At 59.6% G+C, this 24,373-nt stretch carries 17 protein-coding genes; 6 read left to right on the forward strand and 11 right to left on the reverse strand.

The window, feature by feature from the left end:
• Positions 1–128 precede the first annotated feature (128 nt).
• The 3 genes from ACZZ0Q_RS12560 to ACZZ0Q_RS12570 all read right to left on the reverse strand — a co-directional run bounded on the left by ACZZ0Q_RS12560 (position 129) and on the right by ACZZ0Q_RS12570 (position 1,603).
• Positions 129–698, reverse strand: coding sequence for an antibiotic biosynthesis monooxygenase (locus tag ACZZ0Q_RS12560; protein WP_463382570.1), 570 nt, complete (start codon positions 696–698; stop codon positions 129–131).
• A gap of 39 nt (positions 699–737) precedes the next feature.
• Entirely contained in the window at positions 738–1,172 is a 435-nt protein-coding gene (locus tag ACZZ0Q_RS12565) for a DoxX family protein (RefSeq protein WP_463382569.1), read from the reverse strand.
• Positions 1,173–1,324: 152 nt separating this feature from the next.
• Positions 1,325–1,603, reverse strand: a complete 279-nt coding sequence (locus ACZZ0Q_RS12570) for a hypothetical protein (protein ID WP_122451010.1) — start codon at positions 1,601–1,603, stop codon at positions 1,325–1,327.
• Between the two features lie 190 nt (positions 1,604–1,793).
• Here ACZZ0Q_RS12570 and ACZZ0Q_RS12575 point away from each other — a divergent pair, with 190 nt between their 5' ends.
• The gene (locus tag ACZZ0Q_RS12575; RefSeq protein ID WP_122498391.1) at positions 1,794–2,819 is read left to right on the forward strand and encodes a patatin-like phospholipase family protein; all 1,026 of its coding nucleotides are present in this window, start codon (positions 1,794–1,796) and stop codon (positions 2,817–2,819) included.
• Between the two features lie 3 nt (positions 2,820–2,822).
• Here ACZZ0Q_RS12575 and ACZZ0Q_RS12580 read toward each other — a convergent pair whose 3' ends face one another.
• The 4 genes from ACZZ0Q_RS12580 to ACZZ0Q_RS12595 form a co-directional block, all read right to left on the reverse strand.
• The gene (locus ACZZ0Q_RS12580) at positions 2,823–3,443 is read right to left on the reverse strand and encodes a glutathione S-transferase C-terminal domain-containing protein (protein ID WP_463542093.1); all 621 of its coding nucleotides are present in this window, start codon (positions 3,441–3,443) and stop codon (positions 2,823–2,825) included.
• Between the two features lie 141 nt (positions 3,444–3,584).
• On the reverse strand, positions 3,585–3,986 hold the full coding sequence (locus ACZZ0Q_RS12585) for an ExbD/TolR family protein (protein ID WP_122451012.1): 402 nt from the start codon (positions 3,984–3,986) through the stop codon (positions 3,585–3,587).
• The gene (locus ACZZ0Q_RS12590; protein WP_463560627.1) at positions 3,986–4,693 is read right to left on the reverse strand and encodes a MotA/TolQ/ExbB proton channel family protein; all 708 of its coding nucleotides are present in this window, start codon (positions 4,691–4,693) and stop codon (positions 3,986–3,988) included. The genes ACZZ0Q_RS12585 and ACZZ0Q_RS12590 overlap by 1 nt, the downstream gene beginning before the upstream one ends.
• Positions 4,694–4,734: 41 nt before the next feature.
• Positions 4,735–5,553, reverse strand: a complete 819-nt coding sequence (locus tag ACZZ0Q_RS12595; RefSeq protein ID WP_463542092.1) for an energy transducer TonB — start codon at positions 5,551–5,553, stop codon at positions 4,735–4,737.
• A 387-nt stretch (positions 5,554–5,940) separates the two neighbouring features.
• Between ACZZ0Q_RS12595 and ACZZ0Q_RS12600 the strand changes: the two genes are divergently transcribed.
• The 5 genes from ACZZ0Q_RS12600 (at position 5,941) to ACZZ0Q_RS12620 (ending at position 10,471) form a co-directional block, all read left to right on the forward strand.
• Entirely contained in the window at positions 5,941–6,633 is a 693-nt protein-coding gene (locus ACZZ0Q_RS12600) for a DUF421 domain-containing protein (RefSeq protein WP_463382566.1), read from the forward strand.
• 2 nt (positions 6,634–6,635) lie between these two features.
• On the forward strand, positions 6,636–7,742 hold the full coding sequence (locus tag ACZZ0Q_RS12605; protein WP_463542091.1) for a DNA topoisomerase IB: 1,107 nt from the start codon (positions 6,636–6,638) through the stop codon (positions 7,740–7,742).
• A 190-nt stretch (positions 7,743–7,932) separates the two neighbouring features.
• Positions 7,933–8,973, forward strand: coding sequence for a GlxA family transcriptional regulator (locus ACZZ0Q_RS12610; protein ID WP_463542090.1), 1,041 nt, complete (start codon positions 7,933–7,935; stop codon positions 8,971–8,973).
• 45 nt (positions 8,974–9,018) lie between these two features.
• The gene (locus tag ACZZ0Q_RS12615; RefSeq protein WP_463542089.1) at positions 9,019–9,267 is read left to right on the forward strand and encodes a DUF1272 domain-containing protein; all 249 of its coding nucleotides are present in this window, start codon (positions 9,019–9,021) and stop codon (positions 9,265–9,267) included.
• Positions 9,268–9,298: 31 nt separating this feature from the next.
• On the forward strand, positions 9,299–10,471 hold the full coding sequence (locus ACZZ0Q_RS12620; RefSeq protein ID WP_463542339.1) for an MFS transporter: 1,173 nt from the start codon (positions 9,299–9,301) through the stop codon (positions 10,469–10,471).
• Positions 10,472–10,491: 20 nt separating this feature from the next.
• On the opposite strand, the gene ACZZ0Q_RS12625 is transcribed toward ACZZ0Q_RS12620, so the two are convergent.
• From ACZZ0Q_RS12625 to ACZZ0Q_RS12640, 4 genes are all read right to left on the reverse strand, one after another.
• Positions 10,492–19,875, reverse strand: a complete 9,384-nt coding sequence (locus ACZZ0Q_RS12625; RefSeq protein WP_463560629.1) for a two-partner secretion domain-containing protein — start codon at positions 19,873–19,875, stop codon at positions 10,492–10,494.
• A 188-nt stretch (positions 19,876–20,063) separates the two neighbouring features.
• On the reverse strand, positions 20,064–20,648 hold the full coding sequence (nfuA, locus tag ACZZ0Q_RS12630; RefSeq protein ID WP_463542085.1) for a Fe-S biogenesis protein NfuA: 585 nt from the start codon (positions 20,646–20,648) through the stop codon (positions 20,064–20,066).
• A gap of 65 nt (positions 20,649–20,713) precedes the next feature.
• Positions 20,714–21,739 carry an acyltransferase family protein gene (locus ACZZ0Q_RS12635; RefSeq protein WP_463542084.1) on the reverse strand — a complete coding sequence of 342 codons (1,026 nt, stop codon included), beginning with the start codon at positions 21,737–21,739 and terminating at the stop codon, positions 20,714–20,716.
• A 276-nt stretch (positions 21,740–22,015) separates the two neighbouring features.
• Positions 22,016–24,295: a fatty acid cis/trans isomerase gene (locus ACZZ0Q_RS12640; RefSeq protein WP_463542083.1), complete on the reverse strand. Its 2,280-nt coding sequence runs from the start codon at positions 24,293–24,295 to the stop codon at positions 22,016–22,018.
• Positions 24,296–24,373 lie beyond the last annotated feature (78 nt).

Genomic DNA, 24,373 nt, shown 5'->3' on the forward strand with positions numbered 1-24,373 from the left:
AGGCAAGGCAGACCACAGCGCGCCAGCAGCGCCAAGCACTGAACTGGCTGCCAGAAATTGGCGACGCCCGGGGGCCTTTGGAGGGGTTTCATCAGCCATGAGGATTGCTCTCCTTTCACAAAGCAGCGCTAAGCGTTAAGCCAGCGCGCAAATAGGCGTGTCACTCGCGGCATAAACACGTACACCACAAGCAGGACGATGCTCAGCGTGATCACCACACTGCTGGCCAGGTAGCCAGACAAAAACGGCAACTTGGCGAACACCGGTTTCCACAACAGCGGCACGCCCATGCTCAGCGGCAGAATCACCAGAAAGGTGACGCACGCCTGTTTCCAGCGCGCGGGCGGTTTGGCGGTGCCGATTTCAGCGGGGGTAAACCAGAATTCGCGGTCGGCATTCACTTCGGTTTTATCGCCGTCGGCCAGTAGCGGTTCCACTTCGGCCACCAAGCGGCGGCGGTCGTCGGAGTCGAGCCAGGTTTGCAGCAGCTCGGTGCTGGTGAAGCGCAGCACGCAGGTGAACTGGGTCAGGCCCTGGCTGTGGCCGCGCATCACGTCGATGCCCAAGTGCCCGGCGTACTCGCGCGCGGTACTGATGATGCGGCGCAGCCATGCTTCATAGGCGGCATCTTGACCAGCCTTGACGCGGTGACGGACCAGCAAGGTCGCCACCTCTTCGAACACTTCCACACTACTCATGGGCTGACGCCTCCTGTTTGAACGTAAGAAACCGAGCCGTCACTGAAGATAGACCAGCGCCCGCGCCTTGCCGGGCAGGCGTTGTGACAAGGCGATGCGCCCTGGGCCAGCGATAAACACCGTGCTGAAGATAATCAGCAGCAACCAGGCGAACTGGCCGTCGGCCACGCTCCATTCCGGGTGCACGGCCACCAGCGCCACCAGCAGCACGGCGAGAATGGGCAAGCAAGAAAGACGGGTGAGCACGCCAAGCAGAATCGGCAGCGGGCACAGCACTTCGGCGAAAATCGCCAGGCTCAGGGTGAACGTCGCGCCCAGGTGCCAGGGGTCTTCGATAAGGCTCAGTTGTTCTTGAAAGTGCAGGAGTTTTGGCAAGCCGTGCACATGCAGCAGCAAGGCCGAGCCGGTAACGCGAAGCCACAGCAAGCCCCAATCACTGGCGGTGAAAGCGCTGCGGGAAACGGGATTGGCCATGGGGCGCTCACTGTCAGATTCGTATGAGCTGATAGTGAGAGATGCAGGTGAGAAGGGATTGTATTGCTGTGCTGGATTGCAGAAGTGGCGTGTTGGGCTTCGCCGATGGCTCAGCCCAACCTACCTGACGACCGTGTTCTGCTGAAACGCGATCAACGCCCCGCGCGGGATTCGCTGATGTAGAAGCGCGCTTTCTTGGCGTTCTTAGTGCAGCTTTCGTAGCCTTCGAATTGTTGCGAAGTCTTGGCGCCAGTCAGCAGCGACAAGGCTTTGGAGTAGCTGACGGTGCCGGCAAAGCCTTCGGCCTTGGCCAGGTCGAGCTCGCGCCAGGCAGCGTCCGACTGAGCGGCGCAGCTGTCGCGGTAGGCAGTTTTGGCGGCGCAACCGGACAACGCCAGCACCATCAGGGGTAAGCAGATCCAGGCTTTCATAACATTGCTCCAAATAAGAGAAACAGCAGGTTAAACGTCATTAAGCACGTGTGTTGATCAGACGCCAGCGCCGCGAAAAAGTGCGATCAAGCGAAACGGCGATCGCCTGCGCCTTGGCGGCGCAAGCCGGCGCGCGTATGGTCGCAAAATGCCGTGCCAACCGGCCGGCGATAGTAATCAGGAGCGGGTGATGAGTAAACGCGTGGCGCTGGTGTTGGGTGCGGGGGGCGCACGGGGGTATGCGCACATTGGCGCCATCGAGGAACTGGAGCGGCGCGGTTATGACATCGCCTGCATCGCCGGCTGCTCGATGGGCGCGGTGGTCGGCGGCATCTACGCCGCCGGCAGGCTGCCCGAATACCGCGAGTGGATTGAAAGCCTCGACTACATCGACGTGCTGCGTCTGCTCGACGTCAGCTTCCGACTCGGCGCCATTCGTGGTGAGAAAGTGTTCGGGCGCATTCGCGAAATGGTCGGCGAAATCAATATTGAAGACCTGCGCATCCCCTACACCGCCGTCGCCACCGACCTCACCTTTCAACAAGAGATTTGGTTCCAACAAGGCAACCTGCACCAAGCCATGCGCGCCTCGGCGGCGATTCCCAGCCTGTTTACCCCGGTGATCCAGGGCAAGCGCATGTTGGTAGACGGCAGCCTGCTCAACCCGCTGCCCATCGTGCCGGTGGTAGCCAGTCATTGCGATTTGATTGTGGCCGTGAACCTCAACGCCAACGGCCAGCGCCATTACCAACTGCCGGTGATCGAGCGTCCTGCTGCGTTCAAAGGCAAGCTCGACGGCTTGATGGACAGCATTGGTTCACGCATTCCGTTTCGCCGCAAACTGGCCGGCCCCGCCGAAGAAGCTGCGTTACTGGAAGCCGCCGCCAGCGCCGAGCCCAACCCCTGGCTCGACCCACCGGCCGCCGCACCGTCGCCGCGCCCGGACGAAAGCCCGACGCCAAACTCGGCCACCGGCTCTCGGGTTGCCGAAACTGGGAGCCCAGCGTCGTTGTTGGAGTTGGTCAACCAAAGCTTCGAGGTGATGCAAACCTCGCTCGCGCAATACAAGATCGCCGGCTACCCGCCCGACATTCTGGTCAACGTGCCGCGCCGTGCCTGTCGCTTCTTCGAGTTCTACAAAGCGCCCGAGTTGATCGAACTGGGCCGCATCATCACCAGCGACACGCTGGACCGCTACGAAGAGGAAAACGGCTGAGGCCTAAAAACCTTCAGCCACCAACGCGCGCTGTACCGCCGGCCGCGCGTTGAAGTGCTCACGAAAGCGCGCCAACGCCTTCAACTCATCCAAGCGCCCGCCCACGCGCCCCGCCCAGCCGGCGAACACGCCCAGGTAGGCATCGGCAATGCTGTACTGCTCGCCGCCCAAGAAAGGCTGGGCTTGCAGGTGTTGGTCGATGTGCGCAAACGCCTTGTACAACTGCTCCACCGCCTGCGCACGAATGCCGGGATGGGCGCTTTCATCGGCGCTGTAGCGCTCCGGCCGGTTTAGCGGGCGAAACGAGGCGGCGTGCACCTCGGCGGCCAGGTAACCAATCCAACTCTGAATCTGCGCGCGCTCCACGCTGCCCGCCGGCGCGAACAGCGAAGTGCCCGGTTTGAGGTCAGCGAGGTACGGCAAAATCGCGCTGTTCTCGGTAATGCGGCGGCCATCGTCCAACTGCAACACCGGCACGCGGCCCAAGGGGTTGATCTGGTGAATCGGCGAGTCCGCCGTGCGCAACGCAACGCGCTCCACCTGAATCGGCAACTCCAGCTCATGCACGACCACGTGAGCGGCGAACGAGCAAGCGCCCGGCGAGATATAGAGCGTGGAAGTCATCAGGTTTCCCCTGCCAAAAAACTTTTTATGGTCCGGGCGCGGTGAAACGTAGCGAGCGCAGCAGTTTCACCGTGCCCGGGAATGAATAAAAGCGGCCGCCCTGCCCCTGCCTGAAGAAGGGCGACCAAAATCGGAAGGCCGTTAACGCGCAGTAATCACCGAGAGCTTGGTAATCCCTGCCCGTTCAATCGAAGCCATGGCCTTGGCCACCTGGCCGTAGTCGACTTTCTCATCGGCCTGCAACTGCACGCGCAATTCGGCGTCTTTGGCCTTGGCGGTTTCCAGGCTGGTTTGCAGCAGGTCAGCCTGAATTTCGTCTTTGTTCAAGAACACCTTGCCGGCGCCGTCGATGCTGACCACCAGCGGGTCTTTCTGCTCGACCGGCGCCACGGCTTCGGTCTTCGGCAAGTTGATCGGGATGGCATTGGTGAGCAGCGGCGCCGTGACGATAAACACCACCAGCAGCACCAACATCACATCCACCAGCGGCGTTACGTTGATTTCGCTGAGCACTTCATCGCTGTCTTGAGTGGAGAACGCCATTACGAAGCCTCCTTCACTTTCTGCGGTGCGGCTTTACCGCCAGGCAGTTGGATGAGTTTGAAGGCTGATTTCTGCGCCAGGCTGTAGAAGTCGTGGGCGAAGTCGTCCAGATCAGCCGAATTGAGTTTCAGGCGACGCAGAAAGTAGTTGTAAACCAGCACCGCCGGCACGGCGACAGCGATGCCCACACCGGTGGCCACCAGCGCAGCACCAATCGGGCCGGCCACGGTTTCCAGACTGGCAGAGCCGGCCAGGCTGATGCCTTTGAGCGCTTCCATGATCCCCCACACGGTGCCGAACAGACCGATAAAGGGCGAGGTGCTGCCGATGGAAGCAACCACCGCCAAGCCCGACTCCAGCGAACGGCGCTCACGTTGAATTTGCTGACGAAGGGCGCGCTCGAGGCGGTCTTGGTGATTGATCGCCTGGCTCAGGTCCTGGGCGTGCTCTTGCACCTGAATCGCGCCGAAGCCGGCTTGGGCAACACGTGAGACGGCGCCGGGCTGGGAGTTCACCAGCTCCGCCGCTCCATCAAGGCTGGAGGCGCCCCAGAACAGCTTCTGAACTTTGCGGTCCTGGCGTTTAAGACGCCCGAATTGCAGGGCCTTCAGCAGGGCCAGGCCCCACGTCACAACAGAGAAACCGACCAGCAGCCAGATGACCGCGCTTTCAATCGACTCGAGGGGGGATGTGGCCAATATGCTCATGATTCAACTCTCTCTATAAATTCGCTAATGCGTGGTCGCTGTCAGTGCAACTTGAAGCCGATCGGCACGCTGACCCAACCGTCTCGCGCCACATCGCCTTGCTTGGACGGCACAAACGACCAGCGCTTGACCGCCTGTACGGCTGCGTTATCCAGCAGCTCGCGGCCGCTGGAGGTTTGAATCTGAATCTCTGCCGGGCTGCCGCTGGCCAGTACATGCACCCGCAACACCACCGTGCCTTCCCAACCGCGACGCTGGGCCAGCGACGGGTATTCCGGCGCCGGGTTTTTCAAATACGCCGCGTTGGCGGACGGCGGTGTAACAGGAGCCGGAGCCGGTGGCGCGGGTGGCGCCGGTGCAGCAACGGGCGGTGGCGTCGGTGCCGGGGGCGGCGGTTCCACAGCCTTGGGTGCCGGCTTCGGTACGGGCTTGGGCGGCGGTGTCGGCTTGGGTTTCGGAATCGGTTTGGGCGCCGGCTTGGCGGCCAACTCATCCACCACAGGCGGTGGCGGTGGTGGCGGCTCAACCACGGGCGGCGGCGGTGGCGGCGGTGGCGGTTCCACCACCGGCGGCGCCGGGCGGGTGAATTCGATTTCCATGGGCGGGATTTCTGGCGGCACTACCGGCAGCGGCGGTGTGGTCTGCTGGTTGAGCCAGTAAATCAGCCCACCGTGGGCGACCACCGCGAGCACCGCCAGCAACAGCTTTTCCCGCCGACTCAATGCGCCGACTGGCGCCACGTGATGGCGCCGGCTCTGGGCCAGCGGCTCGCGATGGCGGTGACCGAGGTCGACCAGATCGGCGCTGGCCGGCGCCTGCCATTGCCGCTGCGCTGATGCGGCTGGTTGAACATTGCCCATTTAAAACTCCTCGCAATTGCGTATGTCGCCGGTCAACAGCGCGGTGACCCAGCGCCCGCGCTGTCTGGCAAGTGGCCGTTGCAGAGCGGTTCGACGTGTTGGGCGCAATGATTGAGGAGAGTGCTTATCTCAAAAAGTAACTTTTAACTATTTTGTAATAACCTAAAAGAATTTAAATTATTAACCCATTGAATTTCTTCGCTTTTTATTTTCCACAGCTCGAAAGGCATAAAAAACATGCTTTTTAGGCATTCAGCGTCGACGCCGCGCGGTCCCCGCCCTGGCGCACAAATACACCGAACCTATAACCGCCCGTCAGCGTCTACTTTGTTACCCGCAGTCAGGTAGGAAACCGCCCATGTCCACTCGTAACCAAGGCCTCAGGCCATGACCGCTTTCGATTGGCAGCGGATGCTGATCGACAAGCTGCCCGTACCGTTTTTGCTTGAAGTCACGGTCCGCACGCTGTTCGCTTATCTGGTGGTGTTCACCTTTCTGAAAATTTCCGGGCGCCGTGGCGTCAGGCAGCTGTCGCTGTTTGAACTGGTGGTGATCCTCACCCTCGGCTCGGCCGCAGGCGACGTCACTTTCTACGACGACGTGCCGTTGCTGCCCATCGTCGTGGTGTTCGCCACGTTGCTGCTGCTCTACCGCGTCACCACCTTCGCCATGGAGCGCTTGCCGCGGTTCGGCGACTGGCTGGAGGGCCGCCCGGCGTTGATCATCGAAAACGGTGTGTGCGACGTACCGGCGCTGGCCCGCAAGAACATCTCCACCGACGAGTTCTTTATGGAGCTGCGCCAGAAAGGCGTCGAGCACCTGGGCCAAGTGCGCATCGGCATCATGGAAGTGAACGGCGACGTCAGCCTCTATTTCCTGCCCGACGACCAGGTGCGCTATGGCCTGTCGGTATTGCCCAGCCCGCTTCGCCAGCAATATCGGGAAGTGCCGAGCAGCGCGTTGTACGCCTGCATCTGGTGCGGCAACACCACGCAGCTGCAGGCCGGCGAGCACGCCACGTGTCAGCGCTGCGAGCATGATGAATGGAGCGAAGCCATCAACACTCCGAGGCAAGGCTAACCATGACCAGCGCAATCAAGCCCGACGTATTGCCGTTGGCCAAAGGCGAACGGCCGCTACCCGATGACGAAGGCGGCGACACCGGCACCCTGCTCTGCCCCGCATTGCCGCCCGACTTGCACTACGTCGACGACAGCCAACCGGGTTTTCGCCGACGTAAATTGCGCGGCAAGTTCGTCTACTTCGACCTCAAGGGCGAGCGCATCCACGACGCCGACGAGATTCAGCGCATCAACAAGCTGGCCATTCCGCCAGCCTACGAAGACGTATGGATTTGCCCCGACCCGCAAGGCCATCTGCAAGCCACCGGCCGCGACGCCCGTGGGCGCAAGCAATACCGCTATCACCCGCGCTGGCGCGAAATTCGCGACGCCGACAAATACGAACGCCTGCTGGAATTCGGTCGCGCCCTGCCGAAACTGCGCACGCGCACCGAAGAACACCTGCAATTGCCGGGGCTGGGCCATGACAAAGTGGTCGCCACGGTGGTGGCCCTGCTCGACTCAACGCTGATTCGCGTCGGCAACACGCAATACGCCCGTGACAACAAATCCTTCGGCCTGACCACCCTGCGTAACCGCCACGTGGACGTGAAAGGCGCCGGCATCCGCTTTCACTTTCGCGGCAAGAGCGGCGTCGAGCATGAAGTGAGCCTGCAGCACCCGCGCCTGGCGAAAATCATTCGCCGCTGCCTCGAGCTGCCCGGCCAGCATCTGTTCCAATACCTGGACGACGACGGTCAGCGCCGGGTTGTGACCTCCTCCGACATCAACCAATACTTACAAGAACAAAGCGGCAGCGACTTCACCGCCAAGGACTACCGCACCTGGGCCGGAACCGCCCTGGCCCTCGACCGCCTGCGCCAATTGCCCCACGAGGAACGCTCGGCGACCGAGCAGAAACGCCTCGTCAACGAAGTGATCAAAGATGTCGCCAGCCAACTCGGCAACACCCCCGCCATTTGCCGCAAGTGCTACGTGCACCCGGCCGTGCTGGAACACTTCATTGCCGGTGAATTGGCCTCGTTGAACAAGTCGCGCAGCCGCAAGGGTTTGCGTGATGAAGAAACGACATTGATGCGGTTTTTGGAGCGGTTGAATCCGGAATGAGGAATTTATCCAGTTCAAAAGCTCGCGGCTGAAGCCGCTCCTACAGGGTTAACCTCAATTGTGGGAGCGGCTTCAGCCGCGATTTGCCCAAAACCGCGCAGTCAAAAATGGCAAGATATGTGGGCTTATTGTCATTGTTGCCAACCCCTTCGCGCGACAGAATGGCACCATCGTCAAGAAGGTGCCTCCCATGGCCAAGCCCTATTCCTCCGACAAGCTGCGCACCGTCGCCTGCCTGATTTTCCCGCAGGTGATGAGCCTGGATGTCACCGGCCCGATGCAAGTGTTCGCCTCGGCTAACGTCGAGCGCGGGCGCCAGGGCCTGCCAGCGTTTTATGAATTGCTGTTGGTGGGCGCAGACCTGACGCCCGTGCCCACCTCTGCCGGCATGCGTCTATGCGTGGACCGCACCTGGCAAACGCTGAATGTCGCGCGGCTAGACACCCTGCTCGTGCCCGGCGGCCTCGGCGTCAACGAGCAAATGCTCGACGCCCCGTTGCTTGAGTGGTTGCGCCAGGCCGAGCCGCAGGTGCGGCGGTTGGGTTCGATCTGTTCCGGTGCACTGATTCTCGCCGCCGCTGGCGTGCTCGACGGCCGCCAGGCGACTACCCATTGGGCCGATGTCGATGAACTGCGTTGCCGTTTCCCCTCAGTGATGATTGAAAGCGACCGCCTGCACACCTTCGACCCGCGCAATCTGGACGGCGACAGCCATGTATTCACCTCAGCGGGCGTTACGGCCGGCATCGACCTGGCGCTGGCCTTGGTCGAGGCCGACTTGGGCCGCGCGATGGCCTTGAGCGTAGCAAGGCGCTTGGTGATGTTTTTGCGTCGCCCTGGCGGACAAACCCAATTCAGCGCCCTGCTCACCCCGGAACCGACCCGCGTGCCGCGCCTGGCCGCATTACTCGATTGGCTGCCCGCCAACCTCGGGGCGGACTTATCGCTGGAGGCCCTGGCCAACCAGGCAAAAATGACGCCGCGGACGTTGTCGCGCGTGTTCACTCAGGAGCTGGGCATGGGCCCCGGCAGGTATGTGGAGCGAGTGCGGCTGGAGGCCGCGCGCTTGCTGCTGCAAGACGCCCAAGCCTCGATCGCCACCGTGGCGCGGCTGACCGGCTTTGGTCATCCGGAAAATCTGCGGCGCACGTTTCACAAACACCTGGCGGTCAGCCCGCAAGAATATTCGCAGCGCTTTGGCGACGCCCCACTGCGCGAGCCGGCGCTATAAGCGCCCGCCATCCTCATTCAAACCCACCCACGTAAGGACTACGCCATGCTCGAACTTCGCCCAAGCTGTGAATGCTGCGACCGCGACCTGCCACCGGACTCGGTAGACGCGCGTATCTGCACATTCGAATGCACCTTTTGCCAGCACTGCGCCGAAACCCACCTTAAGGGCGAATGCCCGAACTGCGGCGGCGAATTGCTGCAACGCCCTCGCCGCCCGGCCGCCAAGTTGCTCAACAACCCCGCCTCCACCGAACGCGTGCATAAACCAGCCGGCTGCGCCAACGCCAGCTGACGTCGCCATCCGCCAAGGAAAAACCACCATGTTGCTGTTGCGTAATGCCTCCGTTCGGCTGCTGTTTGCGGGTCAGGCCCTGTACTGGTCCTGCTCGCTCATCGGCATCACCCTGACCTCGTTGGTCGGCTTGCAACTGGCGCCGAGCAACGTGCTGGCCACCCTTCCCTTGGCGCTGCTGGTGCTCGGCAATTTGCTGGCGGTGCAGCCGCTGTCACTGTTTATGCAACGTCACGGCCGGCGACCGGGCTTGATGCTCGGTGCGGCGTGTGGCGTGGCGGGCGGCTTACTCAGCGCGTTGGGCGTTTGGGTGGGCGACTTCACCGTGTTCTGCCTCGGCGCTTTGCCCATCGGCGCCTATCAAGCGTCGGCCATGTACTACCGCTTCGCCGCGCTGGAAGCGGTGGATGAACGGCAGAAAGGCCGCGCCACGGCTTATGTGGTCGGCGGCGGAGTGCTTGCGGCACTGCTGGCACCCAGCTTGGCGCTGTGGTCGCGCACCGTGCTGAGCACGCCGTATTTGGGGGCATATCTGGCCATTGCGGCGCTCGCCGCCGTTGGCTTGTTGCTGCTGAGCCAACTGCGCGAAGGTGCCGCACCGGCGCCGGGCAAAGCTGGTTTCGCTGCCATGCGTGAGTTGCTGGCAAGGCCGGTGGTGCGGGCAGCAGTTGCCACTACTGCTATCGGCCACGGCTTGATGGTGCTGGTAATGAACGCTACGCCGCTGGCCATGAGTTTTTGTGGCTTTGATGTGGCAGTGGGCGCAGGCGTTATTCAGTGGCACATGCTCGGCATGTTTCTTCCAGCATTTGTCGCCGGCCCGTTGGTAGACCGCCTCGGCAGCCGCCGCGTCGCCGTGCTGGGCGGCAGCATCTTGCTCGCCAGCGCCGCCGTAGCACTTACTGGCTTGAGCCATGAGCATTTTTTACTGAGCTCATTCCTGCTGGGCTTGGGCTGGAACCTGGCCCTTATCGCTGGCACCACGTTGCTTGCCGAAGGCCATTTCGCCAGCGAGCGCGGCCAGGCGCAAGGCGTCATGGAACTGGTCAACGGTTCCGTCGCCGCCTGTGCCTCATTTGCCTCCGGCGCGTTGATTACCGGGCTGGGTTGGACCGCCATAAACATCGGCGTATTGCCGTTGGTGGCTGTGGCGCTGCTGATGCTATGGCCGGCAAGAAAGCGTGGCGCAATCGCCACGCTTTAAATTGCGCATTGTCTAGCGGGTTACAACGGAGGTTTGAACAGTACAGGCTTGGCTAATGTGCTCGGCGGACGAAACTCGAACTCGCCGTCAGCGGTTTCATGGTATTCCTTGAGATTCATATAGGTCGGCGCACGGTTCGTTTTGATAGCTGCCAAGCTTAACCAGCGGTACTTATCCGGAAGCTGCGGTTCTTCGGGCGCAAAAAGAAACACCTTAGTCAGCTTTTCCCGGCCGTAATTGGTTGAAGCACCCTCCACATAATCTAACGCCCCGCCTTGCTGGGCATTAAATACAATAGTGGTGGAGGGATACTTTGTTTTAAGCCGCTCTATGGCCGGTTGTGCACGTTCCCCGGCGGCGTTCAGCACCACATGATTTTGGTACTTCGTCTGCTTAATCGCCTCGCCTGAACCAGTGCCCAGCTTCTTGTAAGGCCGACCAATAGTCATTGGCGCCTGGGCCGAGCGCGCATCGCTGAGTCCCCCCCAGCGATAAAACACTTGGTTTGTGGAGAAATCAGTAAATAAAGGCGAGAGATCGTAGGTTCGATACTCGGGCAGATTTACCATTTCCTGTATCGCGGGTCCTGCGGTGCCAAGATGAGTGGGAAATTTTCGCAGATGTTCCACACCAAAAATCCCGATCACGCCAGGCAGTTGAAACTTAGGGTCGCTGTTTATCTTATTGGCCATCGCAAGATTTCGGGCATTGACTTCTTCAGGATCGTCCGGCGCATAGCCGGGCCCCATCCTGCCACAGTCAATACAATCAAATCGAAGGCCGCTGTTTATAATCGCCGCCCTGAGGTTCCCGGGATCTTCGTGCTCAACTATCAATGCCTCTTTCGATAGCTCTTTTTGCGTAGTCCTGAAAAAATCCGTACCTTTTTCCAGCGCATCAAAGTTACTGAAATAATCATCCACCGACGCAAACCCCTTGTACGTTAACGCCTGCACAATAGAGGAATCTTTTGTAGCCCTGTAACGCCCACTAAGCGGTACTTCTTCCAACAAAACGCGCTTCAGCCGGGTTTCGGCATTTAACTGGCCGAACAATAATGTTGCAAACGGTGATCTATGTTGCTCGCCGAAAAATACAGGGCCTAACTGAAGCTGGTAGATGGCTTTATTTTTAATATGCTCAAGATACTCTGCAGCCTCGTAACTTATCTTGCCTTTGCGTTGCGCATCCCAGATAAGATTCGGCTTTTCTTGATTATCGCGAGTGTTGTCAGCGCTTTGCGAATCATGCTTGCCAAGCGCGCCGGCGGTATCAGCCCAAACAGGCAGTTTGTGGCCATTGCCATCGATGATGATCGGTGTGGGGTAGCCTTTGACGCGCGTGTAGATATCTTCCTTTGTTTCAAGCAGGTGTCGCACCTCATCAACAAGGCTGCCTTTAGCGCAAAGCGACTCGCAACCGACCAATGTCAGTTTTTCAACTGAAGCGCCAGTGGCTGCGGATAACCGCGCTACAGTCGAGGCAATTTGCTCGGCGCCCAGCGTCCCGATTTTCCCGTCGGCTCCATGCCCAACCACTTCGAACTTCGCGTTAACGCCCCCTGCCTCTAGCGATCCTGATACCACCTGAGCGTTGCCATCAGCTGTCGGGATGACAACAGTAGTTGTCGAGGGATGTTTAGCGGCCAACTGGGCAACCGCATAATCGGCAGCCGGATCACCGTGATTAGCGTTAATTAGAATATGGCGGTCAATTTTATTGGGGACGATTTCTTTGAAAAACCCATCCACCAAAGCCAGCTCTTTCACGCGTGTGTCGGCACCCAACGTACCTAACTTCTTGGAAATTGACTTTAGAACTTGTTGCGCGTCAATCAAGCGGGGACCTTCGCCGTTAAATATATGAACTTTTGTTTCCCCGAGAGAGCCAAATACTGCCGCGCCCGAACTGTACTTCGGCACGCCATCATCAGACGAATTAAACACAATCGATGTGGAAGGATGCTTCTTCTTAATCTGTTCTATTGCCGCGCTCGCAGAATCTCCTGCGCCGTTCACTACAACGTGACGCCAATATTTCTCGGCCACTACCGAAGCGCTTGTGCCACTACTTGGGGAGGCGTCAGAGGATTGCACTAGCTTGTACGGAAAATACCGCGACATTGGTGTCGTTAAATCTACTTGCCCTGTTGCTATGCCCGAAGGGTAATACACGTTCCCCGTTTGACCATCCGAAAAGGCAGGCGAAACGTCAAACACCCTCGATGGCGACACTCCGGAAAGTTCCTGCAATGCCGGATAAACGACGCCATTTACGGCCCGAGTGCGTAAATGTTCGACTCCAAACACTCCGATTACGCCTGGTTGTTTAAACCGATTATCACTGCGTATTTTTTCCGACATATAGTTATTTCGCAGTGCGTGTTCGGCCGACACGTCAGTCTTGGGTTTTCGCCCCCCATCGATGAAATCAAAGTTCACGCCTGCATCCATCACATGCTTCACCAGCTTCGCTTTAGCAGTAGCCGTTATTGTTCCATCGATGATCGTCGAAACTCGGCGCGTAGCGTCACGATGATAAACATCGTTGGGGTCAGCGCTACTCACATTACTGAAATATTCGGCAATTTGAGAAGTCCGCTCGGGAGTTAGCTGAATCGGGTTCCCCCAAAAGTTACTCACTAACGATTCTAATGGCGGCAGCTCGAACAGTACGCGCTTAATGGCCCGCTCTTTAATTAGCTGCTCGACAATTAATGAAGTAGCGGGAAGCCCATGGTACTCGCCCAGCAAGACGGGCCCTGTCTTTAACTGTTCGCGGGCATTATCGGTAACGTTCTTGAGGTAAGCGCCCGCTTCACTATCAATTAATCCCAGCCGTAAACCTTCGGAGATCGAATCTTCCGTTCCAACGTTTTTTGCTAGCGAGTTTGCTCCTGCCTGCGTTGTTTGAAATTCGTCATCGTTGCCTAATGCATGTGGATCGTTTGCCTGGGTGGGGGTTTTATCGCCCTGCTCGCTAATTCGTATCGCCGTGTCATAACCCCTGACGTCCGTGACAGCTCCTTGCTGCTGCAGTAACCCGCTTACTTCGCTCACCAAGCTCGGGCCGTCTTTGGCACATGCCGTGCCGCAGCCCACCAGGGCCACTTTGTCGACGGTGCTGTCACCGTCATGAGTAAGCTTTTGCACCACGTCGGTAATTTGTTTTGCATTCATCCCGCCGAGTTTCAGCCCGTCGCTGTGCCCGACCACTTCCACTTTTTTGCGGCCGCTATCGGCCAGCGCGCCGCTCAGGACTTTGTGGCCGCCGTCGGGGGTGGGCGTGACGATTACGCTGTCAGGGTGTTCATTGGCCAGGTTTTGCGCGGCCTGGGTGACGACAGGATTGGTGGTGTCGGTGTTGACCACTACGCGTTGGTCGAAGGTTTGTTTGACCTTCGGCGCATCGATGTCCGTATAGCTGCGAAGCGTTGCTTTCGGTGCGTCTGCCTGAGCGACCTTGGTTGTAGCGCTGTCGGCTTTGCGCGGCTGCGTTCTTGGCGCGTCGGCGAGATGCACGCTGCGGCCCGCTTTCGGGGTGAAGAGCTTTTTCACGCCCGCTTTGATTTCCTGCGCATCGCCGATGGAGATTTCGACTTTTACATCCGTGCCGGCCACGCGTTTGTTTTGCGAGACGGTGAGCTGTTTGCTGGCATCGGTGTTCAGCGGACCACTGATGCCACCGGCAGCACTGACCTTGCTTGGATCACCAATGTCGATGGTCGCCGCGTTCTCGGCCGTGTAATGCACCTGATCCACGCGACCAAATTCCAGGGTCACGCTCGGCAAGCCGTTCTTGCTGATACCGCCGCCACCGCCAGCGTAACCACCGTCTTTCTCACGGCTGTCTTGCAGGGTTTGTGCGGTGATTTTGCCGCTCACATCGACGCGGCCCTGGCCTGGTTTTGAGGTGATATGCGCGCCGGTCAGGTTGAGATTTCCCGCCACCTTCAGGTCCAGGCTGTCAGCACTGATGCCCGCTTGCTCGGCGGTCAATTTGCTGTTGTCGAAATCCTTGCCGCCCGAGGCACTGGCGCTGGCGGTGCCCTGGATGATGCCGTCCGTGGTTATCGCCACGCCGACGCTGGCGCTCCAGTTGCCGCGCGTGTGTTCCATCTCCGATGTGTCTTGCACGCTGGTGATGGTCTGGTTGCCACCGATTTTGGCGCTGACAGTGTTGCCCTTGATGTTCGAGCCGATCAGGTTGTGGTCGCCGGCGGTTTCGATGCTGATGTCGGTGCCGCTGATCATGCCGTTGGTGTAGCTGGTGGTTTTGGTGTTGGTTTCGTCATAGCTGCCGCTGGCGCCCGCGGACAAGCCCATGCCGACGCCCGTTGGCGCCGCACCGTTACTGGCTGTAAGACCTGCGGTGTGGGTGGTCACCGACTCGCTGCTGGTGCTGCTGCTTTTCGCGGCCGTTTGGGTCAGGTTGCCGGCTGATTTGATGGCGACTTTGCCGCCTTGCAGGTTCACGCCGTTGAGCGCGATGTTGCCTTTGGTGCTGGTCAGGCTGATGTTGCCGCCAATCTGATTAATGTTTTCCGCGCGGTGTTCGCTCTCGCGGGTTTCGATGGTGTGCTGCATGCCGGCTGTAACCGAACCCCCTACGGCTTCGCCAAACGCCACTTGGGTAGCCAAACCGGCAGCCATCATGGCGGTTAACGCCGGGTCAACTTCCATGCGGCCGTCTTGCGTGGCCAGGGTTTTCGAGGACGCGGGCGGTGCGTTTGGATCGACGACGGCATCGGTGCCGAGGTTTTTATGAGCAAGCTGAGCGGCTTGCGTGGCGACGTCCGCTAACGAGGAGTGGCCTTCGGCGGTCACGCCAAGGAACAACTCCTCGCGGGTGTGGGTGATTTTCTCGGTGTTTTCGTACTTGGTGGTTTTAATGTCGCCGGCCATCACGTCTAGCGTGGGCATGTTTTTCGTCGCCGCGACACGCTGCTCCGGTGTCATTTTCGCCCGCTCTTCTGGGCTCAGTTGGTAACCGGCATTGATGTCCGCACCACCCATATCAAAGGTGCCGCCGACATCGACGCTGCCGCTGCCAAGGTTGAGCTGGGCGTTGCGGAACGTCGTCGACTCGCTGGTATCGGTGGTGGTCACCGTTTCGATGCCGACTTTAAGGTTGGCCCCACTGGTGGCGCCCCGGCCTGCGTTGGCGCCGGTGCGAGCGCCGGTTCCCTCGCTAGCCAGCGCTTGTGTGGCAGCTGAACGACCCGCGCTGGCTTCGCCGCGCAAGCCAGGTTTGACCTGGGTATCTTCGCCAAATCCATCAAACGGTGAAGCCAGATGTGTGTCGATCATCGCCGCCGAGCCCCACATCCCATTGGCTTCGTAGCCGCCGGCACCGACCCCCGCGCTGATCACCAGCTGCGTGGTTTTCACGGTCTTCTCGTGGAAGGCCAGGTCTTTACCAGCGGCCACCGTCATGTCACCGCCGACCTGCACGTTGCTGGTATCGGCATCGATTTCGCCACCGACAATATTCCAGTCACCCTGGGCCTGAACGGTTAGGTTTTTGGCGTTCAGGGTGTTGCCCACCGAGTTGGCCGATGAGGCCATTTCGATGATGTCGACCTGGGAGAAGAAACCGCTTGAGCCGACCGAATCAAAGGCAGAACGCGCCTCGTGCAAGTCCGTTATGTTCAAGTTGCCGCTGGTTTGCATCAGCACGTTGTCGGACTGGGTGATGGCGCCGACCAGGTCGATATCGCCGCCCGAAATCACGCTCAGCGACGAGCCTTGTTCGGTGTCGACCGGGCCGGCAGCCAGGCGTTCTTCGAAGATGGCGCGCACGTCGGGGCGCGCTACGACGACAGGTTTTTTCTCTGGTTTTGTCTCGTCCGCGTCAGCCTCTGCAACTTCTGGCACCTCAGGTGTTGGCTCAGCGTCCAGCGCTTTTTCTTCAGGCTTGTCTTCCGTCAGCGCGACGCCCATTAACCCGTTGTCGCGGACGATCAAGTAGCCGTTTTTGTCGTAGCCGGTGGTGGCTGAACTCGTCACCCCGTCACCGCCCACCACGGTTTGCTGAAAGCCGCTCATGACGCCGCCCTGGTTCAGCACCTTGTCTTCAGCGGTGACCACCAGTTGCCCGGCCGGTTTGTCCTCACCGCCCTGCCCGGCAAAAATGCCGGCCTGCGCGCCACCCACCGATACGTTGTTGACGTCGGTTTTCGAGTACACAAAAGCGTCGGTATTGCCGCGAATGGTGCCGTTGATGTTATCGACCGACGCCGCATCAATTAGGATCATGTCGCCGCCCACCAGAGCCGAACTGTTGGCGTCTTTGTCCCGCGCGGCGATGGTTTCCTGGCTTAAGTAGAGCCTCGGCGCCAAGACTAACTGGCCATCCACGAATTGGTTTTCATACCAAACCACATCGGTTTTCAGGCCAGCGATTTGTTCGGCGGTCAGCGGCTCGCCCAAGCTGAAGCCAGCCTCAGTCGTTAGCTCAGCGCCGTTATCTAAAAGCTGTTGAACCAGATCCTTGCCGCCCAAACGCTGGGTTTGCGCAAAGAAATTACCCAGCCGCTCCTCGACGCTCTGCAGGATCAGTTGGTGATCAAAATAAGCATCGCCCAGCACGGTCACGCTTTTGTCGGCGTCGTAGCCAATCTTGGTCAGGAAATAGTCCGAGCCCATGTACTGGCTTTGGTCGATGTAGCTCACGCGGGTTTCGTACAGCGGTTTGATCCGCGCAAACGCATCGCCGTCGGCAGCCGGATCGCGGGGGCGGAACAGCGGGTTTTTCAGCTGATCGCGCAGTGCGTTCTCGGCCCGCTCGCGGTTGTACTGGACGTCCATTTCGCCGTCCAGACTTTCCACGGTTTCGCTGCCCACCTGAACGGTGATCGGCCGCTGCCCAACCCACGTGCCCCCGTCTCCGCTCTCAAAGGTGCCGCCTTCTTGCAGGAAGACTTTGCCGGCAGAAATTTCTGCCTGGGTGTCGGCGTAGTAGTGTTGCGACTTGTCAGAAGCACTGGTCTTGAACGTCGCCCATCGCCCGCGCAATTGTTCATCGCTGAGGGCTTTCCAATCGGCACCTAACACGGCGCTGAGCACCTGATTGATGCCAGGTTTGTTGACTAACTTGAGCGTCTCGACCCAACTGCTGCTGGCGCCATTGCCGTTGAAAAAACCATTTAACAAGCCATACAAACCGTCCTGATAAACCCATTGGCCCGTAGGGCTGCCGGCCAGCGAATTGCTGAAGTAATACTGCGTTGGCGCCGCCTTCAAAATCTCGACCAGGGTTTTGGAGGTAAACATGCCCTCGTTTTTCAGATTGCCGTCAATCAGCACATCGCCCGTGGCGGCCATCAGCCCGCCGACGTTACGCACGGTCGCGCCGCTGCCGTTGGCCGTATCCTGATTGAGCAGCAAACTGCCGCCCGCCTTGATCACCGCCTGCTCGACGCTCAAATCGGAGGCGTAAACCGGCAGATCGATTTTGATGTTCCAGTAGTCGCGCTCGATCAAGCCGTCTGCTTTAGAGAGCCACACATCTTCGTTGGCCACGCTCGCGGTCACCACGCCACCGGTGCTTTTACTCAGGTTTTCCAGCAGCGGCGTGTCGATCCACAGATTGCCTTGGGCTTCGATACGCCCGACGTTGTTCTGTACTTTTTCGCCCGCGCTCAGGCTCATGTCGCCCATGGCCAGGAGTTGGCTTTTGACACCGTTAAGCAACTGCGTGCCGGCTTGCAGGCTGAGGTTTTCGCCCGCCCACATAAGCTTGCCCGGAGCGTTTTCGATCAGGCCTTTGGCGCTGATGGCCAAGGTTTTGCCGATGATGACAGCGCCTTGGTTACGCACATCGCCGGTGGCCAGAATATGTACCGAACCGGGAGTGCTGAACTCGTGCGTGATGGTGACGTGGTGGGCGGACAGCGTGAAAAGATTGGCTGCTTGCGGGGCGCGGAACGCGGCGTCGATGACCGCATTGCCACCGTTTTTGAAGCTCAGGCTGGCAGTGTCTAACGAGGTGATGGTGCCGGTGTTTTGGTAGCTGCCGACGTCCAGAACAAGCTGATTGCCGGCCACTATTGATCCGGCATTTAGCAGCTTGCCGCCGACATCCAGCGCCACGGTTTTCTGTGCGTAAATCCCGCCGCCGTTTTGGTTGAGAAGATCACCGCTAACCTTGAACTCAGCCTTTTCGTCAGCCAAAAACGTCCCGCTGTTTTCCAATGTCCGAGTCGCGACGCCAAGGTTTTTGCCGCGAATCGTGCCGCTGTTCTTCAGGCTATTGGCGACGTCTATCCGTACCCGATCGACGGCGCTTAACGAGGCGTCTTTGTTGTTAATCAGGTCGCTAGCTGCAATGCGTAAATCAACCTCGGCGCTCAGCGTGCCGCTGTTGGTAAACCGCTTCGATGAGCCGACAGCGATGCTGCCGCCGGCGCCAATGTCTTTAAGTCCGACATTGCCATCGGCGCTTATCTGAATATCCCGCGCCGCCAGAATCAGCCCGTCGTGCCGAACCCCGGCGCCGCTGTCGCTGCTAATCAGGTTGATATAACGACCATGCATCGCGCCTGCGGCTGAGCCGGCAATCGCTATGCCGGAACCTTGCGCGCCGGCGGTTGCGGTAAAGGTCCGCGAATCTGTGGCGTAGACGCCTTGGCCGGCCACCACGTTTAAATCCGTCTGCAACGCATCGGAACCCACCACGCCTTGCAATGCCACCGAACGAGCGACGATATCGAAGTAACTTAAGCCCGCCGTGTTCACGCCATCGGCACCGATCAACACCTGGCCGCTGTGCTCGTCGACCAGCAACTTCAGGCTGCTGTCTGCGTCAGCAACATGCCCTGTACTCAAGGTCAGGCGTGAACTATTCAGCGTGGTGACACCGTTCAAGGTCAGGCCGTTGGGGTTGGCGATCAACAGATCCGCCGCATCCCCAAACACTTCCAACGTTCCAGAAATCGAGCTGGGCTTGTTGCCGGTAATTTCCGTAAGAATCGCTTTCGCCGTGCGTTTCAATTTCGGATTTGACAGCACCGCGCCGCCAATCTGGCTCGTGCCGTTGACCATGCTGTTATTGAAAATAACGCCGGGGTTGGCCACGTCGAAGTGGTCGAAACGGTTGTAGGAAAGCCCTTTGCCATTGGGGTTGGCAATCTCGATCACCGGCACGCCGTTGATCGCACTGGACACACTGGCCGCGCCGCTGCGGTCCAGCAGAATTTGCGCAGCCGCCCAACTCGGCACACCGGCCACCAGCAGAGAAAGCGCGAGATGCTTAAGAGAAAACGCCGGCGGTTTGGCCTCAACCGAACTAGCAGCAGGCCCCTGCCGCTGCCCAGGTTTGCGCTGGGCAGTAGTGATTTCCGCGACAGGAATTAAGAAGCCCAGGGGCTTACTGAAGACGAGGCGAAAGCAGTGTTTGTTCATGACGGTTCTTCCCCTAGGGCTTATGTGCATAACCCTATGAAAAGCACGTCCTAGAGCCTGTACGAAGGCTCCGGACAGCTTCGCAGAACGAAGCTAAAACACTGCGGATTCCCCAGTGAAGCGGGCAGAAACGAACCCTCAATAACGAAAAAGCGGCCCGAGGGCCGCCTTTTGTCAACGAACGCTACTTAGTAGTACGCGTTTTCTTTGTTGGTGTGATCGGTCACGTCGCGAACGCCTTTGAGCTCGGGAATACGTTCGAGCAAGGTTTTCTCGATGCCTTCCTTGAGGGTCAGGTCAACCTGGCCGCAACCTTGGCAGCCGCCGCCGAATTTCAGTACGGCAATGCCGTCTTCTACTACGTCAATCAAGCTGACTTCGCCGCCGTGGCTGGCCAGCCCTGGGTTGATTTCGGTCTGCAGGTAGTAGCTGATGCGCTCGTTGATGGGGCTATCTTCGTTAACCATTGGCACTTTGGCGTTTGGTGCCTTGATGGTCAGCTGACCGCCCATGCGGTCGGTGGCGTAGTCGACTACCGCGTCTTCAAGGAAGGGCTCGCTGAAGGCGTCGATGTAAGCGGTAAAGCTTTTCAGCGCTACGGCGTGGTCGTCTGGCTTCTCTTCGCCTGGCTTGCAATAGGCGATGCAGGTTTCAGCATATTGGGTACCCGGTTGGGTGATGAAGACGCGGATGCCGATGCCGGTGGTGCTCTGCTTGCTCAGCAGGTCGGCTAGGTAATCGTGGGCGGCTTCAGTAATGGTGATGGCAGTCATGGCAACTCCTCGCAAACATGGGCGCAGTTTACGCCCATGGGGCGGGCGAATAAAGCCCTAGTAAATCAGTCAGGAATAGCCGATCTGTTCGTAAGGGGCTTCTGATAGTCCAGCCAGGCCTTGGCTTGCTGGAAAAAGCGCTTCTCGATCAGCTCGTAGCTCCCCCAAGAGGCGAGCACGATAGCCGGAATGCAGGCGCCGATCACCCAATAAATGTTGAGGTCGAAGCGCTGCGTCAGGTACCAGCCCAGCGACAGAACCAGCACGTGCACGAGGTAAACCGAGTACGAGCAATCGCCCAGCGATTTGAGCACGCGACTGCCACGGAAATAGCCCTCCAGCGAAATGCAGCTCGCCACAATCAAGGCGCTCGGCACACCCCAATGCAGCATGCGCACGGCGGTGTCCAGGTGATAGATGGTCAATAACGAGCCGACGATGACCATCACCGGTAGCCACCGGCCCGGCTGAATCCAGCCACGCTGATACACCATGCCCAGCACGATGCCGAACAGAAATTCGTAAACGATGCTGTTGCGGTAGAAATCGCTCACCCAGCTTTCCCGCGTCGCCACCGTGCCGACCAGAAACAGCGCCCCGGCGATTAGCCACAGCCTATAGCGTTCTGGCACGCTGAAGCCCAGCGCGAAGAGCAGGTAGAAGAACATTTCGTAATTGAGGGTCCAGCCCACGCTGAGGGTGGGGTAAAGACCGAAGCCGCCAGGGTTGTCCGCCGGTATAAACAGCAGCGACAGGAAGAAGTGCTGCAGTTCGAAGCTTTGTCCCGGCATCACGGGTTGGGCGTAGACGATCAGCAGGGCCGCCATTAACGAAAACAGCCAGTACGCCGGCACGATTCGCAGCACGCGATTGAGCAGAAAGCGCCCGGCGGCAATATCTTTGCCCTGGGTGGAGAGGTAGATGACAAAGCCACTGATCACAAAAAAGATGTCGACGCCCACGGCGCCCTTGTCGATAAAAAATTGGCCAAACGCACTCTCGGCTTTGAAATCGAAAAACACTTGCATGATGTGGTGGCCAACCACCAACCACGCCGCCAGCGCCCTTAGCGCTTGCACTGAAATCAGCATAAATCCCTGCTCCCAATCACGACGCCTTCAGGCGCCAGAACCCGGCGCGCACATGGCAAACCGACACCACGGCGCGCCACCTCGCGTTACAGGGTTGACCGTAACGGCGGGGGAAAAGGTCCATAAATCAGGGGGAAGCGCTAACGATGCAGCAGAAACAAATTCCCGTAGGAGCGGCTTTAGCCGCGATGCTGTTGGATCTCGAATATCCAAAGAATCGCGGCTAATCGAAATGCCGCCCAACCGCTTGCACAAAAGGAAGGCAGGGTTCGCAGCCTACAAATTCTCGTACCTATTCATGTCGAGAATCCCCGCCTCCACGGGCTCGGTGCGCTGGATGTAGCGGTCCAGGTCGTGGAAGTAGCGCCAGAATTGCGGGTGCGTGCGGCGGATGCCCCAGCGCTGCACCACCTGTTCAAACGCCACGTCGTCGCGCACGCGCTCCAAGGTCGCGACGAACTCCGGCACCTGTTTCACCGGCACGTTGAACATGAAGTTCGGGTAGCTGCTCATTACGCCGGGGTAAACGGTGAGCGTGTCCAGGCCGGGTTGATAGCGCAGGCTCTCGCCCATCATAAAGGCCACGTTGCTGTGGGCTCGGTTGCGCAGCAGGCTGTAAACATCGTAGCTGCCGTCCGCTTCTTCAATGCGCAACAAGGTCGCTTCGGGAAGGTCTTGAATGACCTTCAGCCCGGCTGCTGGTTTGTTGGTCAGGCGGCTGAGCGCCTGCTCGGCGTCTTGCTGCGGCTTGGGGAAGTTGCGGCGGTAGCAGTGGCCGTCGGTGCAGCGGTTGATCGCGTCGGGCCGCATGTTGAAGCCGGCGTAACGCTCGATCAGTTGCTTGGCGAAGATGTTTTTCGCATTCGCTTCCGGCAGGAACAAACCCGTGGGGCTGTCGTCGTCGATGTCTTGGTAGTCCATCCACATCTTCAGTTTGCCGCCGTCCTGGTACCAGTCGCTGAGGATCTCGTCGCGCGCGTCGGCCGGCATCAGGCGCAGAAAATTCTGCTCGGCGCCGTTACGGATCAAGTCGAAATAAAGCCGCGTCTGCGCCTGGTGCGAGACGTTGCCGAATACGTCATAGTTGACCACCAACTGGTAATAGGTGCGCTCCAGCAGCGGGTAGTCCATCCACCACAGCGTTTGCGGCACCTCGCCAATCAAGCCTTTCTTCACCGTGGCGCTGTCGAAGTTGCGGAAGATCGACAGCACAGCGTTGTCGTTGCCCGCCCAGATATGCGACCAGCTCGGTGCCGGCGCCTCGGCGTAGGCGTCTTTTCGGGCGTTTTCGTAGTCATTGCGTTTGTCCCGGTACGCCCGCCACAAAGTCAGCGTGGCGCCCAGGTCGTCCAGTTGGCCGGGCAAGGCAAGCTTCTCGGTGATTTGGCCGCGGTAGTTGGGGTCGGTGATGAACAGGTCGTGGTCGGGATCCTGGAACAGCACCCAGAAGTTATCGCGGATCACATCCGTGGCGATCTGGCCTCGGCATACCGGGCCGCGAATGAAGGTCTGCACAAAGTATTCGGCGTTTTCCAGCATGAACTGATACCGCGCCCGCGCCGGAATGGCGGCAAAGGTATCGAACGGATTGGCGCGGCGCTGCGGGCCATACCCCGGCGAGGCTTGGACCTGCCAGTCATCGCCGTAGAACAACTCCTTCACCCGTGCCAGCTTTTGCGGGCTGAGCGGATACGTGATGTGAGTTTTATGCACGATCACGCCTTGAACCGGAACCAGGCGGTAATAGAAGACGGTGCCGGGGTCATCGTTCGGTCGGCGGCTGGCGATCAGATCGACCGGCGTACCGCTTGGCGTCCGCGAGCGCACCACTTGAAAGAAATGGCGGTTATCGCCGTTCTGGAAGTACAGGTGCGCCAGGAACAAATGCTCGTACAGCCAACGTGCCGCCAAACCCTCGCGCGCGCCAGGGGCGTTGAACAGGTCTTCCCACTGCTTGATTTGCGCCAGCTCTATACCGTTGGCCACCAGCGCTTGCTGGTCTAGCGGCGCGCCGGCGGCCAGCCACTGTTGCAGCGTCTGCAACTCACCCGCCGTCAGGCCGGTCACGCCCAAGGGCATGCCCTCCAGCGGATGCGTCTTGGCGTAACTATCGAATTCGCCCGGCGTGGGGCAAGTGTTCGGCCGCTCTACCCCGAGCTGAATGCTCTCGGGCAGTCTGGCGTTGGGCTCCACGGGGTGCTGCTGTCCCAGCTCCAACATGCGCGCCATCAGCGCCGCCTGGCCGCCCTGGGCGTCGAGCACGGACGAAAAGCCCTTGCGCTGCCACGCGATCGGGCTGTGGGCATCGAGATACAGACGCGTGGTGTCGACCGCTACCGTCCGGCCGCCGTCGTACACCGGAATTTTGCTCGCCCCGCGCGACACGCCTTCAGCACTGCCCATGTTCAGCTGGCACGGCGCGTCGTAGCAGGCGTGGCAGGCGACGCACTTCTCCGTGAGGATCGGTTGAACGTCGCGGGTATAAGAGATGGATTCGGCGTCGGCACCAATGGCAAAGAACCACAAGATTGCTGCGACGTAAGAGCGGTATGGCATGGGCACTTCCTTCAGGCGCAAGGGCGCGAGTTTAGCGAGATGCGCCGCTGCAGGCACCGTCGGCATGGAGATGAGCGG

The organism is Pseudomonas sp. AC070 (assembly GCF_979258635.1).

What these genes read in the sequence shown, in the direction of transcription:
- ACZZ0Q_RS12560 (WP_463382570.1), bottom strand. Translation starts at nt 698, where the DNA reads ATGAGTAGTGTGGAAGTGTTCGAAGAGGTGGCGACCTTGCTGGTCCGT.
- ACZZ0Q_RS12565 (WP_463382569.1), bottom strand. Translation starts at nt 1,172, where the DNA reads ATGGCCAATCCCGTTTCCCGCAGCGCTTTCACCGCCAGTGATTGGGGC.
- ACZZ0Q_RS12570 (WP_122451010.1), bottom strand. Translation starts at nt 1,603, where the DNA reads ATGAAAGCCTGGATCTGCTTACCCCTGATGGTGCTGGCGTTGTCCGGT.
- ACZZ0Q_RS12575 (WP_122498391.1), top strand. Translation starts at nt 1,794, where the DNA reads ATGAGTAAACGCGTGGCGCTGGTGTTGGGTGCGGGGGGCGCACGGGGG.
- ACZZ0Q_RS12580 (WP_463542093.1), bottom strand. Translation starts at nt 3,443, where the DNA reads ATGACTTCCACGCTCTATATCTCGCCGGGCGCTTGCTCGTTCGCCGCT.
- ACZZ0Q_RS12585 (WP_122451012.1), bottom strand. Translation starts at nt 3,986, where the DNA reads ATGGCGTTCTCCACTCAAGACAGCGATGAAGTGCTCAGCGAAATCAAC.
- ACZZ0Q_RS12590 (WP_463560627.1), bottom strand. Translation starts at nt 4,693, where the DNA reads ATGAGCATATTGGCCACATCCCCCCTCGAGTCGATTGAAAGCGCGGTC.
- ACZZ0Q_RS12595 (WP_463542092.1), bottom strand. Translation starts at nt 5,553, where the DNA reads ATGGGCAATGTTCAACCAGCCGCATCAGCGCAGCGGCAATGGCAGGCG.
- ACZZ0Q_RS12600 (WP_463382566.1), top strand. Translation starts at nt 5,941, where the DNA reads ATGACCGCTTTCGATTGGCAGCGGATGCTGATCGACAAGCTGCCCGTA.
- ACZZ0Q_RS12605 (WP_463542091.1), top strand. Translation starts at nt 6,636, where the DNA reads ATGACCAGCGCAATCAAGCCCGACGTATTGCCGTTGGCCAAAGGCGAA.
- ACZZ0Q_RS12610 (WP_463542090.1), top strand. Translation starts at nt 7,933, where the DNA reads ATGGCCAAGCCCTATTCCTCCGACAAGCTGCGCACCGTCGCCTGCCTG.
- ACZZ0Q_RS12615 (WP_463542089.1), top strand. Translation starts at nt 9,019, where the DNA reads ATGCTCGAACTTCGCCCAAGCTGTGAATGCTGCGACCGCGACCTGCCA.
- ACZZ0Q_RS12625 (WP_463560629.1), bottom strand. Translation starts at nt 19,875, where the DNA reads ATGAACAAACACTGCTTTCGCCTCGTCTTCAGTAAGCCCCTGGGCTTC.
- nfuA (WP_463542085.1), bottom strand. Translation starts at nt 20,648, where the DNA reads ATGACTGCCATCACCATTACTGAAGCCGCCCACGATTACCTAGCCGAC.
- ACZZ0Q_RS12635 (WP_463542084.1), bottom strand. Translation starts at nt 21,739, where the DNA reads ATGCTGATTTCAGTGCAAGCGCTAAGGGCGCTGGCGGCGTGGTTGGTG.
- ACZZ0Q_RS12640 (WP_463542083.1), bottom strand. Translation starts at nt 24,295, where the DNA reads ATGCCATACCGCTCTTACGTCGCAGCAATCTTGTGGTTCTTTGCCATT.